The 13279-nt window shown below is 65.2% G+C and carries 14 protein-coding genes and 1 tRNA gene; 5 read left to right on the plus strand and 10 right to left on the minus strand.

The annotated features are described in order from the left end of the window. Positions 1-93 precede the first annotated feature (93 nt). The gene (locus AArcCO_RS04145) at positions 94-768 is read left to right on the plus strand and encodes a DUF7546 family protein (RefSeq protein ID WP_259535177.1); all 675 of its coding nucleotides are present in this window, start codon (positions 94-96) and stop codon (positions 766-768) included. Positions 769-843: 75 nt separating this feature from the next. Here the strand turns inward: AArcCO_RS04145 and AArcCO_RS04150 are convergent, their stop codons facing one another. Then, a complete protein-coding gene (locus tag AArcCO_RS04150; RefSeq protein ID WP_259535178.1) occupies positions 844-1905 on the minus strand; it encodes an FKBP-type peptidyl-prolyl cis-trans isomerase in 1062 nt (353 codons plus the stop codon). A gap of 96 nt (positions 1906-2001) precedes the next feature. After that, positions 2002-3402, minus strand: a complete 1401-nt coding sequence (locus AArcCO_RS04155) for a trimethylamine methyltransferase family protein (RefSeq protein ID WP_259535179.1) — start codon at positions 3400-3402, stop codon at positions 2002-2004. A 193-nt stretch (positions 3403-3595) separates the two neighbouring features. On the opposite strand from AArcCO_RS04155, the gene AArcCO_RS04160 reads away from it, so the two are divergent. Next, positions 3596-4348 carry an SDR family NAD(P)-dependent oxidoreductase gene (locus AArcCO_RS04160; protein ID WP_259535180.1) on the plus strand — a complete coding sequence of 251 codons (753 nt, stop codon included), beginning with the start codon at positions 3596-3598 and terminating at the stop codon, positions 4346-4348. 979 nt (positions 4349-5327) lie between these two features. Here the strand turns inward: AArcCO_RS04160 and AArcCO_RS04165 are convergent. The 5 genes from AArcCO_RS04165 to AArcCO_RS04185 all read right to left on the minus strand — a co-directional run bounded on the left by AArcCO_RS04165 (position 5328) and on the right by AArcCO_RS04185 (position 8844). Then, positions 5328-5400, minus strand: a tRNA-Arg gene (locus AArcCO_RS04165). 34 nt (positions 5401-5434) lie between these two features. Continuing rightward, positions 5435-5734: a twin-arginine translocase TatA/TatE family subunit gene (tatA, locus tag AArcCO_RS04170; RefSeq protein ID WP_259535181.1), complete on the minus strand. Its 300-nt coding sequence runs from the start codon at positions 5732-5734 to the stop codon at positions 5435-5437. Between the two features lie 134 nt (positions 5735-5868). Beyond that, the gene (gene trpB, locus AArcCO_RS04175) at positions 5869-7074 is read right to left on the minus strand and encodes a tryptophan synthase subunit beta (RefSeq protein WP_259535182.1); all 1206 of its coding nucleotides are present in this window, start codon (positions 7072-7074) and stop codon (positions 5869-5871) included. A gap of 96 nt (positions 7075-7170) precedes the next feature. Further along, positions 7171-7827, minus strand: coding sequence for an HVO_0476 family zinc finger protein (locus AArcCO_RS04180; RefSeq protein ID WP_259535183.1), 657 nt, complete (start codon positions 7825-7827; stop codon positions 7171-7173). A gap of 60 nt (positions 7828-7887) precedes the next feature. Further along, on the minus strand, positions 7888-8844 hold the full coding sequence (locus AArcCO_RS04185) for an aminopeptidase (RefSeq protein WP_259535184.1): 957 nt from the start codon (positions 8842-8844) through the stop codon (positions 7888-7890). A 159-nt stretch (positions 8845-9003) separates the two neighbouring features. Between AArcCO_RS04185 and AArcCO_RS04190 the strand changes: the two genes are divergently transcribed. Beyond that, positions 9004-10029 (plus strand): type II glyceraldehyde-3-phosphate dehydrogenase, encoded by a 1026-nt coding sequence (locus tag AArcCO_RS04190; RefSeq protein ID WP_259535185.1) that lies wholly within the window; start codon positions 9004-9006, stop codon positions 10027-10029. Positions 10030-10086: 57 nt separating this feature from the next. Beyond that, positions 10087-10743 (plus strand): ArsR/SmtB family transcription factor, encoded by a 657-nt coding sequence (locus AArcCO_RS04195; protein WP_259535186.1) that lies wholly within the window; start codon positions 10087-10089, stop codon positions 10741-10743. 16 nt (positions 10744-10759) lie between these two features. On the opposite strand, the gene AArcCO_RS04200 is transcribed toward AArcCO_RS04195, so the two are convergent. Together AArcCO_RS04200 and AArcCO_RS04205 are read right to left on the minus strand one after the other, a co-directional pair. After that, positions 10760-11347 (minus strand): DUF8526 domain-containing protein, encoded by a 588-nt coding sequence (locus tag AArcCO_RS04200; protein ID WP_259535187.1) that lies wholly within the window; start codon positions 11345-11347, stop codon positions 10760-10762. Between the two features lie 150 nt (positions 11348-11497). Further along, positions 11498-11695 (minus strand): DUF7501 family protein, encoded by a 198-nt coding sequence (locus AArcCO_RS04205; protein ID WP_259535188.1) that lies wholly within the window; start codon positions 11693-11695, stop codon positions 11498-11500. Between the two features lie 205 nt (positions 11696-11900). Here AArcCO_RS04205 and AArcCO_RS04210 point away from each other — a divergent pair, with 205 nt between their 5' ends. After that, a complete protein-coding gene (locus AArcCO_RS04210) occupies positions 11901-12395 on the plus strand; it encodes an SRPBCC family protein (RefSeq protein WP_259535189.1) in 495 nt (164 codons plus the stop codon). A 6-nt stretch (positions 12396-12401) separates the two neighbouring features. Here the strand turns inward: AArcCO_RS04210 and AArcCO_RS04215 are convergent, their stop codons facing one another. Continuing rightward, a complete protein-coding gene (locus tag AArcCO_RS04215; protein ID WP_259535190.1) occupies positions 12402-13202 on the minus strand; it encodes an acyl-CoA synthetase family protein in 801 nt (266 codons plus the stop codon). Positions 13203-13279 lie beyond the last annotated feature (77 nt).

Here is a 13279-nt window from a genome sequence, read left to right on the forward strand (position 1 = left end):
CGGCGCCGACATCCTTTTGTCCGGACGGTCGTCATCCCCGAGGTGATGGACACCGGCGGACGATCGGCGAACTCTCACGGACGTTTCGGGGCGGTGACCGGACGGATCGGAGAGCTGTTCTCGCGTTCTGACCTGCGTCGCGACGTCATGGTGATCGGCGGGCTGCTGGCGATCCAGTTGGCGTTCGTCGCGGTGTACTTTCTGGCCACCGATGCGGAGGCGACACAGCCGCGGTATCTGCTGTATCCGCTGGCGTGGGTCGCCGTCGGGCTGTGGGCACCGTTCCGTGTCGGGCCGAAAACCGGTAGCACCCGTGCCAGGATAGTCGGTGCGGCGGTCGCGGTCGGTTACTTCCTGCTGGTCGTGTGGATCGCCGGCCTGATCGGCACGCACGGCGATCACGCTCACCACGTGCAGACGGGACTCGACGTGGCGCTCGCGTCGCCGGGCTGGGGCCCCCGGGTAAGCTACGTGACCGCGGTCGGACACGTGACGGTGATCCCGTATCTCGTTGTCGGCTACGCGACGCTGTCGTATCTGGTGTACGCGGCGATCGCCGATGCGACATCCGCCGCGGCCTCCGGCGTGCTCGGCCTGTTCGCTTGCGTCGGCTGTAGCTTCTCGCTGCTCGCCTCCGTCGTCGCCGGCGCCGCCGGTGGATCCTCGGGGCTCGCTACGGCGGTGTACTCGCTGTCGATCGACCTCTCGACGCTGGTATTCCTGTTCGCGGTCGGGCTGTTGCTGTGGCGGCCCGGTTTCCGGGACTGACCGCGGGCGTTCCGACTGGCGAGCGAGGAGGTCGCTACCGAACGGAGGCGACTGCGAAAAACGAATCCTGCGGCGTTATTCGTCGCCGAGTTCGTCGTCGGCGATTCCTTCGAGTTCCTCGCCGAGCTCCTCGTCCAGGTCCTCGTCGATCTCGTCGCCGAGTTCGGCGGCGAGTTCGTCGGGATCCAGTTCGACGTCGCCGGCGCCGCCGGCGCCGCCCATCATGCCGCCGAGGCCGCCCATCATCCCGCCCTCGATGACCTCCTCGATGACGACCCGGTCGAGGTCTAGCCGGCCCATCAGATCCTGGGCGATCTGCTGTTTCGAGAAGAGCCACTGCTGGTTCATCGACATCGCGGGGGTGGCCTCGATGTAGAGGACCTCCTTGTCGACCTCCTGGAGCTCCGTTTCGGGTTCTGCTGGCTCGTCGTCTTCTTCGTCGTCCTCTCCCTCGCTATCTCCTTCGTCCTCGTCGGATTCCTCCGCTTCCTCGTCGGGTTCGACGACGACTTCCTCCTCTTCGGTGACCGTTTCGATGCGGACGTCGGGCGTCTGCTGGAGGTACATCCCCAGCAGGCCGGCAGCCTGCTCCTCGCGGTCGTCGACGACCTCGACGATCTCGTAGTCGTACTCGAGGTCCTCGCCCGCGAGCGGGTGGTTGAAGTCGACCCGGGCGCGGCCGCCGATGATCGTCTCGAGGTGCCCCTGGTCGCCGTCGATGGTCACGGGCGCGCCGGGGTACCGGTCGTCCTCGGGGATCTTGTCTGCGGCGACGGTCCGGACCTGATCGGGATCGTATTCGCCGAAGGCTTCCGTCGCGTCGACCACGACCGAGCCCTCGTCGCCGGCTTCGGCGCCGGAGAGTTCCTCCTCGACGCTGTCGAAGACGTGACCCGCACCCACGACGATCGTCCGGGGGCCGAACTCGTAGTCTTCGTCGTCGATACCGGCTTCTTCGGCGATCTCCTCGTCCGTGGTGTCGACGACGGTCCCGTCGTCGACCGTCCGGATCGTGTAGGCGATGCGTACGAAGTCTCCGTCGCCGATCCCGGCGGATTCGGCTTCCGTTTCCGCTTCGGTCTCGGACTCCTCGGCGTCGACGGCGTCGTCCGCGTCTGCCTGCGGTTCGTCACTCATGCTATGAAAATCTCCCGTTGGACCCTTAAGGAGCACGATTCGACGCCGCGTCGGACCGACACCTCGGCGTCCGTCACGAACCGCGTTCGAAGTCGATCACGCGTCGTGACCGTCGTACGATTCGATCCGTTTCCGGAGGCTCGGATCGATCGCCGGCGGCTCGTACCGGTCCAGCAACGTCTCGACGCGAGCCTGCGCGCGTTCGACGGCCGACCTCCCGCTCACGTTCGGGCTATCGCCGGCATCCCGAACCGCGAGATCTGGACGGAACAGTGACTTGCGGGCGTGTTTGACGGTGTGGCGAGCGCTCAAGAAATCCCCGTCCGGGGAGGTTTCAGCCAGCAGCGCTCCGGCGATCGTCTCCCCTGTGACGTCGATCCCCTGCCGGATCCGCCGGATCGCTCGGATCCGTTCACAGTCCAGCAGAAACTTCTCCGGGGATACCGCCCGGTAGGAATCGAGGATTCCGACCGCGTGCAAGGTGAAGTCGATTCCGGCGTCGATACCTGCCAGCAGGCCGAGCATCGATTCGGAGCCCGCCTGGTCGTCGAGCCGCTTTGCGTCGGTCACCCCGCCGCCGCCCCGGCTCGGCAGGTTGTACGATCTCGCCAGCTGGGCGGTCGCGGCCGCTCCGAGCGCCGCCTCGGGGGCCGCCGCAGCGATCGATGTCGTTTCCATATCGAGGGCGGTGAGCGCAGATCCGTACACGACGGGTGTCCCAGGGTTTTCCAGCTGTGCGAGGACAATCCCCGAGAGGATCTCGGCGTTTGCCAGAATCACCGCGCCCGCGAGCGTCGCCGGGGCGGAGGCGCCCGCGAGCGGCTGGGACATCACGATCACCGGCTGTCCACGCGCGGCGTACGTGAGCAGCCCTGCAGCCATCGCCTCGGGCCAGCGGCGCGGCGAGACGGGCGACACCTGGCCGAGCACGCGCGGCCGGGTGAGATCCGGGTCGTCGGCCGCGATCCCGGCCAGTTCGAGACATTCCTGGGACCGACGGCGCCCGTACGCTGATCCGACGACGGGAAGGTCGGTCGTCAGCAGGGTCCGCTTCATCGATTCGCGGGCACGCTGCGGCTCCGGCACGTCCACCGGTTCACAGACGTTGTATCCGGCACAGTCGACAACGTCCTCCTCGTGAGCGAGCCTGGCGAACGTCTCGACGTCGGCAAGTGTCGCTTCCCGGAACCCGTCCCCTTCGGTGTACAGTTCGGTCGGTCCGAACGCCGGGGCGAACACCGGTTCCCCCTTGCCGACGACCACCGCGTCGCCGTTGCGAGTGTGCAGTGTGAACGACTCCGGTGCCCGATCGATCGACTGTTCGAGCACCGGTTCGGGGATCCGAACTGTCGTCCCCGACACCTCACAACCGCCTGCCGAGTATCGGTCTCTGGCTGTTTCGTCGGCGACGTCGACGCCCTGGTTCGACAGCAGTTTCACCGACTCCTCGTGAATTCGGGAGAGCTCGGTTTCGTCGAGTGGTGCAAAAAGCGTCATCGGTGTTCAGTCGGTCGTCCGGTTCTCTCGTGGTCACGTTGATTCTTGTGATTTCACTCTCGACACGTGTTCACGTCCGCTCTGTCACGAATGCCGGATTTCGCCTAAAAAGAACCTTTTTGTGGCATATGATCGGGTCATATGTTAACCAAGTAACTATTTTATTACCGTGGGAGGAGTAGGTTCGGTTGCGATGATAGATTTCAGTAACCGCGTCGCGATCGTGACGGGAGCAGGACGTGGAATCGGGGAAGCGACGGCGACGTTGCTGGCCGAACAGGGTGCCGATGTCGTCGTGACCGACGTCATCCCCGAACGCGAAGCGGTAGGCGAGGCCGTCGAGGAACGCGGGGGAACTGCGCTCGTCCGCGAACTCGACGTCACTGACTACGAACAGGCACAGGAAGTCGTCGAGGACACACTCGAGGAGTTCGGCGGCGTCGATATCCTGGTGAACAACGCGGGGATCTTCCCGACGGCCACTCTCGAGGAGATGACTCCCGAGGACTGGCAGCGGGTGATCGACATCAACCTGACCGGCGTGTTCAACTGTACGAAAGCCGTTCTCCCGGCGATGCGCGGGCAGGGCTACGGCCGGATCGTCAACGTCTCCTCGGCGTCCGGCGGGCACATCGGCTGGTCCGGCGACCTCTCACACTACGCCGCGAGCAAGGGTGGCGTCGTCGGCTTTACCCGGAGCGCTGCGATCGGTCTCGGTCCGCAGGGGATCACGATGAACGCCATCGTTCCCGGCATGATCGACACGGGTGCAGCCGAGGAGGTCGCCACGGAGGAAGAGATCGGGGCGGCCGTGAATATGACGCCAGTCGGCCGACAGGGCGATCCCGTAGAACTGGCGAGTTCGATCGCCTATCTCGCTTCCGAGCCCGCGGCGTTTATTACCGGCGCGACGCTGGTGGTCGACGGCGGCCTCACACTCGTCTAGAAGGGTCAGAGTCGGACGGCCCCCGCGAAATCCCCGTGTTCGCCACACGCCTGTTTTCACTGCTCGCTATCGCTCGCAGGAAAACGCGCGTGACGGGATCCCCGCGAGCGAAGCGAGGTGCGACCGTAGGGAGCACCTCGAAAAGCGAACGGCGAAGCCGTGAGCGAGCGGGGGTAAGTCACGCCCGTGACCGAACGAACTGAGGGAACGTGCGTGACGGGATTCGAACCGAGTGGAGACGGTCCGGGCCTGCGGCCTCGCTTCGCTCGGCCGTTCCGGGCTGCGACTCCCCGGGTTCGAATCCCTTTTTGCCGTACCGGTGGCTCACTACGTTCGCCACACGGTACGGGCGTGACGGGATTCGAACCGAAACCAGACGTGCTCGCTCACAGTCGTTCGCTGCGCGCGACTGGTAGGATTCGAATCCCTTTTGGCCGTTTTCACTGCTCGCTATCGCTCGCAGGAAAACGGGCGTGACGGGATTCGAACCGAAACCAGACGTGCTCGCTCACAGTCGTTCGCTGCGCGCGACTGGTAGGATTCGAATCCCTTTTGGCCGTTTTCACTGCTCGCTATCGCTCGCAGGAAAACGGGCGTGACGGGATCCCCGCGATCGATGCGAGGTGCGACCGAAGGGAGCACCTCGAGAAGCGAACGGCGAAGCCGTGAGCGAAGCGAGCGGGGGTAAGTCGCGCCCGTGACCGAACGAAGTGAGGGAACGGGCGTGACGGGATTCGAACCGAAACCAGACGTGCTCGCTCACAGTCGTTCGCTGCGCGCGACTGGTAGGATTCGAATCCCTTTTGGCCGTTTTCACTGCTCGCTATCGCTCGCAGGAAAACGGGCGTGACGGGATTCGAACCGAGTGGAGACGGTCCGGGCCTGCGGCCTCGCTTCGCTCGGCCGTTCCGGGCTGCGACTCCCCGGGTTCGAATCCCTTTTTGCCGTACCGGTGGCTCACTACGTTCGCCACACGGTACGGGCGTGACGGGATTCGAACCCGCGATCCCGAGGTTAGGAACCTCGTGCCGTATCCGCTTGGCCACACGCCCAGGAAGGAAGAGTTCGGCGAGCCCGAAGGCGGTTTTAGACTTCCTCTGCGGACCGATCGACTTCGGTTTCCTCGTCTTCTACCGAGGAGACCGTCTCGTCGTCTTCGACGTCTTCGACGTCCTCGACGTCGGACTTCAGCGTGTCATCTTGCATCTCCTTGAGTTCCTCTTCGACCTCTTCGCGACCCTTCTTGAATTCGCCCATGGCCTGGCCGGTCGACCGCGCGAGTTTGGGGATCTTGTTTGCCCCGAACAGCAGCACGAGCACCAACAGCACGATCAGGAGTTCGGGCCCGCCGGGAATGCCGGGAAACAGTGGAATCGTGGATACCATCTCTACCCGCTTTTTGCCTTGTGCTGATTATAGGCTTTTTGCCTTGTGCGGGAGGTCACGGGGACGGATGATCGCTATTCCGACGACGATCGCACCACAGCGGAGGGTCGTTCCGGCCTCCTCCGCGGCCGCCCTCAGATCTCCGTTCCCTGGAGGTGGAACCGCTCGGCGGCGGTCTCCATGTCCTTGTCCCCGCGGCCAGAGAGATTGACGAGGAGGGTGTTGTGCTCGTCGGCGAGCTCCTTTGCAAGCGCGATCGCGTGGCTGGATTCCAGCGCGGGGATGATGCCGTCCGCCTCCGAGAGGTCGCGAAACGCTGCGAGAGCCGCGTCGTCGTCGACGCCACGGTAGTCGACGCGTCCGGCCTTCCGGAACATCGCGTGTTCGGGCCCCACGCCCGGATAGTCGAGCCCGGCGGAGATCGAGTGGACCTCCACGTCCTCGCCGATGACGCGGGTTTTCATTCCGTGGAGGACGTCGTCGCGTCCCGACGCGAGCGGTGCGGCGTGACGGGGCGAATCGGCGCCCTCGCCGCCGCCTTCGGCGCCGTACAGCGCGACCTCGTCGTCCCGGAACGCGTGAAACAGCCCGATCGCGTTCGACCCGCCGCCGACGCAGGCGACGGCCGCATCCGGCAACTCGCCCGTCCGGTCGTGGAACTGCTCGCGCGCCTCCTCGCCGATCACCGACTGGAACTCCCGGACCATCCGCGGGAACGGGTCCGGCCCGACGGCAGAGCCGACGAGGTAGTGGGTGTCCTCGACGTTGTGGGCGAAATCCTCCAGCGCGGCGTCGACCGCGTCCGCGAGGCCGGCACCGCCCTCGGTCACCTCGTTTACCTCCGCGCCCATCAGGCGCATCCGGAAGACGTTCATCCGCTGGCGATTGGCGTCCTTTCGACCCATGTAGATCTCGGTGTCCAGATCGAACAGCGCTCCGACCATCGCGGTTGCCACGCCGTGCTGGCCGGCGCCCGTCTCCGCGATCAGCCGCTTTTTGTCGGCTTCGACCGCCAGAAGCGCTTGTCCGACCGCGTTGTTGATCTTGTGGGCGCCGCCGTGGAGCAGATCCTCCCGCTTGAGGTAGATGTCCGCCCCGTATCGCTCGGAGAGCCCCGGCGCGTACGTGATCGGTGTCGGCCTGCCAGCGTACTCCTCGAGGGTGTCCCTGAATCGGGCCTGGAACTCCGGCGTCTTCACGATCGAATCGAACGCTTCGGTCAACCGATCGAGCGGCTCCCCCATCACGTCGGGCACGTATCGACCGCCGTAACCGTCGAAGTCGCCCGGTTCGCCGCTTCCGCCCACCGATTCCGTCTCCTCCGTTTCGCGACTGCTCATACGTCCTCCTCCGAAGCCAATGTACATATATGTTCGGTATTGTCCAAAGGTGTTCAAAGGAGGGCAAACTGCCGGTGCTGGGGCCGGCCGTAGCGGCTACCAGGCGGACCAGGCGTCAGTCGTCTCGTCGCGTGCGTACACGCGCTTTACGTCTTTGGCGAACACGCTGTCGCCCTCGTGGCCGAACTTCTCGAACCGGTAGCCGTCGGCGTCCGAGCGGATCTGGATCCCTTCGATCTCGAACTGTTCGTCGCCGAACGTCTCCGATTTCCCGACGGTGAGCTCGTAATCCCCCGGAACGTTGATCGTGAGACTCCGGCTCTGATCGCGGTTCCCGTCGCCCGGATGGAGGGTGACGCTTACCGAGACGTTGTCGACAGCGCGGGTCCAGATCGTGTCGACCTCCTCGACGGTCGCTTCCTCCACCCGGTCGCCGTCGCCGCGTTCGAGTGCGGTGATCCGCGCGGTCAACAGCGCCTCTTTGCTGTCCACGACGAACTCGTCGCCGACCGACAGGCTGTCCGAGGGGGACATCTCGATCGTGGTGGTGAACGATTCGCCCGACTGGGAGACGACCACGGTCCGTTCGACGTCGGATTCGATTTCGACGCGTTCCTTGTGGACGTGGCTACACTCGGTACACCGAACGGTAACCTGGCCCCCGGGCTTGAGCACCTCGTGGACCACCTCGGCGTCGGGAGAACAAGAGGGACACGCGACCGCGATCCGGTCGCCGGCTTCGATATCGGTCATTGGCGAGAATTGACGACTGGAGCGTATAAAAGCGCGCATCTCCGCCAACGGCGGTTGGCGTCAGCAGTCGGCGGACGTCGGGAGATCGATCTCCTCGCCGTCGGCGTACACCGTCGGCTCCCGCAAGATTCCGTCCAGGTGGACGGGGGCGTCGGTGTCGCCGCCGATGCCGGCGTCGTCGCCGATCGCGAGATGTACCGTCCCCCCTGCCTTCTCGTCGAGCAGCACCGACCCCACAAGCTCGGTCACGCCGACGTTGGTCCCGATCCCGAGTTCCGCGAGGTTGTACGCGTCCCGGCCGACCGATTCCGCGGCAGCTTCGAGCTGCGCTCCGATCTCCTCGTCCGAAACCGACGTAACGAACCCGTCCTCGACCTCGAACTCCAGGGTTCGCCCCTCGAGTAACCCGTGGGGCATCATCGTGCCGTCCACGACGTACCGTCCCTCGGCGGTCTCCGGCGAGACGAACACTTCGCCGGCCGGAAGGTTCGAGAACGCGCCCGGCTCCTGGATCTGTCCGGTGTCCGAGAGCCACTCCCGATCGCCGGATTCGACGGTGAGGTCGGTCCCCTGCGGGGAGGTGATCCGGATCTCGTCTGCATCCGCGACCCGATCGTGAACCGCCTCGCAGGCGTCCGCGATCGCGTCGTAGTCGGCGTCGAGGCCGGCGACGAACACTTCTTCGGTTATCCCCGGGAGTGTCGCCCCGCGGGCGCCGGCCTCGCAGGCGTCCCCGCGAGCTCTGGTGTGGCTCAGGCTCTTCGTCGTCGGAGCGAGGAACGCGTCGGCGCCCTTCATCGCGGCTGCAACCGGGACCGGCGGCTCACTCCCGTGCTGTTTCCCCGAGGGATACTCCAGCAGTACCGCCTCGTCTGTGACCTCGCGTGCTACCTCGTACAACGCTTCGCCGATCGGCCGGCGCTTCTCGTCGGTGACGACCGCACACGACTCACCGGATCCGAGCGACAAACACTGCAGCACCGCAGTCTCGGCGGGTTTCCGTAGTCGTTCGACCATACTGTCCGTATTTGCTGCTGCTTCCCTGAGTCTTGTCCTTCCGGTCGTTCCGTCGCCCGTCCCCCCGTGGCCACTCCGATATCGTTACTCGCAAGGAAGTTAATTCCCTGGGACGAACACTCGAAACGATTATACGGAACCGGAAGCGAGGCTTCGGTAATGATACGTGTGGGCATAAACGGGTACGGCACCATCGGCAAGCGCGTCGCCGACGCGGTGACGGCCCAGCCCGACATGGAACTCGTGGGCGTCGCGAAAACCCGGCCGAACTTCGAGGCCGACACGGCGGTGCGAAAAGGGTATCCGCTGTATGCGGCGATCCCGGAACGGGCGGGCGCGTTCGACGCCGCCGGGATCCGTATCGCCGGCGAGGTGACCGAACTGGTCGGCGCGAGCGACGTCGTCGTCGACACCTGTCCCTCCGGAATCGGCGCACAAAACCGTGCGATGTACGAGGCGTATCAGACGCCAGCGATCTTCCAGGGTGGGGAAGACGCCGACGTGGCAGACGGGAGCTTCGTCGCCCGTGCCAACTACGATGCCGTGCGGGATCTCGACTACGTTCGTGTGGTCTCGTGTAACACGACGGGGCTCTCGCGGCTGCTCGCACCGCTCCGGGAGGAGTACGGCGTCCGGAAGACCCGGGCGACGCTGGTGCGGCGGGGCGGCGATCCCGGCCAATCCGATCGGGGGCCGATAAACGACATCCTTCCGGACCCCGTCGAGATTCCGTCCCATCACGGCCCGGACGTGAAGACGATCTTCCCCGAACTGGACATCGACACGATGGGGATGAAGGTGCCGGCGACGATGATGCACATGCACGGCGTCAACGTCACTCTCGACGCTACCCCTCCCGCAGAGGAGATCCGGCAACTGCTCGACGCGGAGTCCCGACTCTTTTTGATCCCCGAGGAGGCGGACATCGACGGCGCGGGAAAGCTCAAGGAATACGCGCTCGACGCCGGTCGGCCGCGGGGTGATCTGTGGGAGAACTGTATCTGGGGTCGCTCGATCTCGACGAAAGGACGGGACCTGTATCTCTTCCAGGCGATCCACCAGGAAAGCGACGTCGTCCCCGAGAACGTCGACGCGATCCGGGCGGTCTGTTCGGACGTCGACGCCGGCGAGAGCGTTGCCCGCACCGACGAGTCGCTGGGCATCGGATTCGAGAGCCGGTTCTAGCCGGCGGCGGCGCCATCGAAGAAACCCTTTTATATATAAACCGTTTACCTGATGTATATGGACTCCGCGGTACTCCTGGATCTGCTCGGCAACGAGAACCGCCGACGGATCCTCCGTCTCCTCTCGCAGAAACCCTGCTACGTCACGGAGATCAGCGAGTATCTCGGCGTCAGTCCGAAAGCGGTGATCGACCACCTCCGGAAGCTGGAGGAGGCCGGTCTCATCGAATCGGTTACCGACCAGAAGCGCCGGAAGTATTTTCACATCTCCCGGAGCGTGAGGCTCGAGGTGAGTCTCTCCCCGTACAGCTTCGACGCCAAGAGCGCCTACCCGGCGAACCTCGATCTCGACATGAACGGCCGGTGTCCCCACCTGTCGGTCGAGATCCCGGAGAGTGACGGTCCAGCCGACGTCGAGGAACTGGCCGCCGAGTACGAGGACCTCCGGGACCTCACCCGGGAGCTGTCGATCGCACAGCGGTGGGTTCACGGCCGACTGACGGAAGTACTCGATCAGTTCAGCGACTATCTCGGCACCGAGGCGGACTCCCAGTTTTACGCCGAGGTGCTTGCGGCGGTCGCGGCGACCGACGGAACGCCCTCGGCGGTCGCAGCCGAGATGAACGCCCGGCGGGAGACGGTCGAGGAGGCACTCGTGGTGCTCGGAAACCGCGGGCTGCTCGCCCGCCGCGGGAACCGGTTCGAGATACCCTGACTTCCGTTCCGGGAACTCACTCCAGGTCCCGGGAGAGCCCGTCCCGGAGATCCCGGCCCAGGTAGTGTCCGACAACCGCCAGGACCAGTCCGACCGCGGCGGCGACAATCGCGAAGCTCACGCCGTAATCCTGGAGCACTTGCAGGCTCACCGGAAGGAACGCGCCCCCGAGAAACCCCGACAGGACGGTGACGGTCGCGGCGCCGGCGCCGACGAGTCCCGTCTCGAGGTAGCGCCGTTCGGAAAGCACCAGTCCCACGAGGAACGCTGCCAGAAACAATCCGACGAACCGGCCGATTCCCCCGATAAGCGGTATCGCCCCGCCGAGGAACATGCCGATCCCGGTCAGGAGGATCGCGAGAAGCGTCGCCTTCCCCGAGAACAGTCGCCCGTTCGTCCCAACGAGCGGGGGTTTGCCGTCGGTTGTCTCGGCCGCGTCCGGAGCCGATTCGGGGGCTTCCGTCACGCCGGTCTCCCGGGATGACCCTCCGGCGTGTGGACCGTCCTCGAGGAGGTCGTCGTCGAGAAGGCTCTCGTCGATGATGTCCTCGACGGACTCGCCCGCTCCGGCATCGGTCTCCTCGCGCTCCCTGGAGGGTTGCATACTCTCCGTTTGGTATCGACGCTCAAAGGACTTTAGGTCACAACGAGGCAGCAAAATCAGACACTCCAATCGACGCGACGACTGGAGAGAATGTGGCAGGCGGTGCCGGACAGGAGGCCGGCGGCTCCGCGAGGTGACTTTCCGACCCCGTCAACCACCCCACTCCCCGCGCATGTCGTCGGCGACGTTGTTTCGCCACTGTTCGAATCCGCGTTCGCAGGTCGGATTCTCCCGCAGGTGCTCCATGAATCCCGCTCCCGGATCCGCAAGGGCCGCCTCACAGAAGGGACACTGCGAGGGAGCGACCCAATCGGGTGCCGGGGGCGGCGGTGTGGTTTTCGTTGACATCACAGCCATTCTCAGGGGAGTAACCTACTTATAATTATCCTAGTAGAGGAATTTCTTCGAGATATCTGGAATTCTCGCGCAAATATTCCCGATCTATCTGGACGTTCGTATGGATATATTCGATAATACACCTTATATGCTGGTGGATGATGATCGGTGGATCGGCGGCAGAGCGGTTAACCGAATTCGGGCCCTATCCCGGAACATGCCCACCTACAGGCGCGAGACGCGGATCGCCGCCCCACTCGAGGACGTCTGGGAGTTTCACTCCCGGCCCGATGGACTGGAGGCGCTGACGCCCGACTGGATGGGAATGTCCGTCGAGTCGGTTCGCGGTCCGGACGGCGAGCGGAACCCACCGATACTCGAACAGGGGGCACAGCTCCGGCTCTCGATGCGCCCGTTCGGTGTCGGTCCTCGGTTTTCCTTTACCGCCCGGATCGTCGAACGCTGCCGCGAGGAGGGTCGCGCGTGGTTCCGGGACGACATGGTCGGCGGGCCGTTCCGGAAGTGGGAGCACACCCACTCGTTTTTCGGCGACGCGGACGAGACGGTGATGGTCGACACCGTCGAGTACGAGCTCCCGGGCGGCCGGCTGAACGTCCTCGCGTCACCGGTTTCGTCCCTCGGATTCGACGGCATGTTTCGACGGCGGCACGCGAAGACGCGGGAGCTGCTTTCCGGCCAGGACGCCGATTGATCGCTGTCAGGGCAGATCGATCCGCTCCACCTCGAACGTGGCGACGTCGCCGCCTGTGGCTCCCGCGTCCACGACGGCGACAGTCACGTCTGCCGGTCCGTGGTCTCGCTCGTCGGGAAGCACGACCGTCGCGCCGACAGTGATCGGGGCGAGCACGCCCGCCGCGAGGACGCGCGGATCCGTCGGTAAGCCGTAGACGGCGACCCTGTCGTCGGCAGAGAGGTCCATTCCGGAAGCGGCGACGGCTGCCGCCCCGAGTGCGGCTGCGTGAGTGACGACAGGTCCCGCCCCGGAGACGTCGGCGTCGACCTCGAGCAACACGTCGTCGGGCGCGACGTCGTACGGCGGAACGCCGGGATTTTCGCTCCAGGCCTCCTTTTCCCAGTGGGTCGTCCGGGGGTCGTCGGGCCCCCCACCGTACACTGCGAGTTTGCTTCCGGGTGGGAGGTCGAACTCGCGCTCGCGTCGGGCGGGAACGACCGTGGCCGCGGGAGCGCTGTCCGGCTTCGGGGCAGTTTGCGGGGCAAACGACACCGGCGCGCCCAGCATTGCGGCACCGAGGAAGGTAAACAGGGGTTTGGGCGCGAGTTCCGGTTCGATCTGGACCCGGGATCCGCCTGTCGTCCCGAGATACCTGAGGACGTTACACGCCCTGTAGGAGGTCGTGATGAGGTCGTGATAGCTGAACTCGCGGTCCGAGCCGGCGTCGTAGAGTGCGGGATCGGCGCTCCGGCGCTCCCGCGAGAGCAGGTCGCCGACTACTGTTGTGTTCCCGCCGTCGACCACCGCGTCGCGAGGTGGATCCATACGGGCAGTAGACGCTCCCCTGATAAAGGGGTTGTCGAGTTCGGAGATGGGTGGCGGTAGAGTGCCGGGAATGTGCC

This window comes from Halalkaliarchaeum sp. AArc-CO (genome assembly GCF_024972735.1).
Taxonomy (GTDB): domain Archaea; phylum Halobacteriota; class Halobacteria; order Halobacteriales; family Haloferacaceae; genus Halalkaliarchaeum.